At 43.2% G+C, this 2,523-nt stretch carries 2 protein-coding genes; one reads left to right on the top strand and one right to left on the bottom strand.

What is annotated here, in order from left to right:
- Positions 1-201 precede the first annotated feature (201 nt).
- Positions 202-1,107, top strand: a complete 906-nt coding sequence (locus tag EI164_RS15635; RefSeq protein WP_192520899.1) for a tetratricopeptide repeat protein — start codon at positions 202-204, stop codon at positions 1,105-1,107.
- Positions 1,108-1,285: 178 nt separating this feature from the next.
- Here EI164_RS15635 and EI164_RS15630 read toward each other — a convergent pair whose 3' ends face one another.
- Complete coding sequence (locus EI164_RS15630; protein ID WP_192520898.1) at positions 1,286-2,422, bottom strand: glycerate kinase; 1,137 nt, start codon at positions 2,420-2,422, stop codon at positions 1,286-1,288.
- Positions 2,423-2,523: the final 101 nt, after the last annotated feature.

The raw sequence follows: 2,523 nt of genomic DNA, 5'->3' as shown, positions 1-2,523 counted from the left end.
TAGGCTTAGATGTGTATAGCTCATGGTTGCAATCTCACTTTGGTCGGTGGATAAAAACTTTGATGCTAGCGCATCTAGGTCTTTTTTTCACCTTGCATTTGGTATTGCACTTCATGTGTTAATCTAAGTTTCAATTTATTCTGTATCTATGGACTAATGATGAATATAAAGCTATTAAGAAAGAACTGTCTTAAGATTATAATGACTTATATGATCGCTGGATTAACCATTTCCGCTACTGCGGAAGAGTCGATATTGATAAGAGATTTGACTACCATTGAGTCGCTAGCACAGCAAGGGAATGCCATTGCCCAGTATAATTTGGGTATCATGTATGCAGCAGGCTTAGATGTTGAGAAAAATAGTACAAAGGCTTTTGAGTGGTTGAATAAATCTGCCAATCAAGGGTTGGCTGAAGCACAATATAATATTGGTGTTATGTACAATGAAGGCATAGGCGTACCACAAAACTATGAAAAAGCCTTTGCCTACTATAGTAAGTCTGCTAAGCAAGGCTATGGTAGAGCTCAATACAATCTTGGTAATCTATATTCTACAGGTGAAGGTGTCGTTCAAAACGATATTAGAGCACTGAAGTATTGGCGGCAGGCAGCTGAACAAAATAACAAGTTAGCACAGTTTAATTTGGGCATTGCTTATGCCAATGCTAAAGGAGTTCCTAAAAATAATGCAACAGCGTTTAAGTGGTATCAAAAATCTGCTGAACAAGGAGTTGCTGACGCTCAATTTAATTTAGGTGTCCTGTATCAGCAGGGGCAAGGGGTTCATAAAAATAATACAAAAGCGGCTGAATGGTTCGAAAAAGCAGCTAAGCAAGGTATGGCACATGCTCAGTTTAACCTTGGCTCTATGTACTATAAAGGCGAGGGTGTAAAACTAGACTATAGCAAAGCGGCACATTGGTTTGAAAGCTATAGCCAGCTAGGTTATGAAGACGCGCAAAACCAATTAGCAAAAATTTATATTCTCAGTGACGGTGCCTATGGCGATAGAGTAGGCGGGCTAGCAGGGTTGAAGCGTATCTGTGACACTGGTATCCAAAAATATTGTGATATGTATACAGAATGGAGCCAAAAAACAAATTAAACGGTTTGGCTCTGTTCTGCTTGGAAGTAGGGTGTGTCACCAATGTACTAATTGATGATACGCCCTAGTGTAGTCGATACAATTTAAAAATAGTACAAGGTAACTGAGTGTAGGTGTATACGTGATACCTCAATAGGGACGCTGTAATACTTTTATAGTCGAGCTATTATAAGAATATCTAACTCATCTCAATACCTAAGCGCATAGCCGAAGCAATATTAGCAGCAGTAGTCTCAATGTTATTGTAAGCAGAACCTAACACGTTATCGATCGTGTCTACTTTTTGGATACTTGGCATAACCACATCGAACTGACTGGTCTGAGCAGGTTTTAGTCCATCGACGCTGCCGCAGATAGCGATAACAGGTGTACGGCTAGCCTTAGCGATTTGACTGATACCGTCTGCCACCTTACCCATGGCTGTTTGCGCATCGAGCTTACCTTCGCCAGTGATGACCAAATCAGCCTCTATGATATGTTGAGAAAGGTGAGCCACCTCGGCAACGGTATCAAAACCAGATTTCAGATGGGCATCACAAAAGCTCATTAACGCATAGCCAAGACCGCCTGCTGCGCCAGCACCTTCAACGTGTTGGCAGTCTTCATAGCCATACTGCCCACAAATAGTAGCAAAGTGACTGAGTGCCTTGTCCAGGGTATTGACTTGCTCTGGACAAGCGCCTTTTTGCGGGCCAAACACGGCGCTGGCACCTAGCAGACCGCATAATGGATTGGTCACATCACAAGCAACCTCAAATACCGTGTCTGATATCTTTGCGTGAAGGTTTGTATTATCGAGCTTATGTAGGCTGGCAAGTGCACCGCCGCCCTGAGCTAATGAATGACCATTGACGTCATGAAACGCCATACCTAACGCAGTTAGCATGCCAAGCCCTGCATCATTGGTGGCACTGCCACCCAACCCAATAATGATACGTTTAACGCCTTCATCCAAAGCATCGGCAATCAGCTCCCCGACACCATAACTGCTAGCGATGATCGGATTGCGCTCTGCCGCAGTCAGTAAATGTAGACCGCAAGCATGAGCGATTTCGATGACAGCTGTGGCATCAGGCAATAATAAGTACTTTGCGGTGATAGGTCTCATCAGTGGGTCATGCACTCTGATTTCTTTCCAGTGCCCACCCAATACATAAGACAATACGGCAGAGGTGCCTTCACCACCATCAGCCATTGGCAGCAGCTTATAATCAGCGTCTGGAAACACTTGGCTAAAGCCGGACTGGATTGCACGGCAAACATCTAGTGCCTCTAAACTTTCTTTAAACGAATCAGGGGCGATCAAAATTTTCATGGATATTTCTCTGGGTGTTTTTTGAATGTCTTTTGGTATATGTTAGGGTAACCCTCCCAAACTTAAGACACCTAATAAATAGAATTAAGCTGCCTGATTGA

The sequence above is a fragment of the Psychrobacter sp. FME13 genome, assembly GCF_014861395.1.
Classification (GTDB): Bacteria; Pseudomonadota; Gammaproteobacteria; order Pseudomonadales; family Moraxellaceae; genus Psychrobacter.
This window is presented reverse-complemented; position numbering and strand designations above follow the sequence as displayed.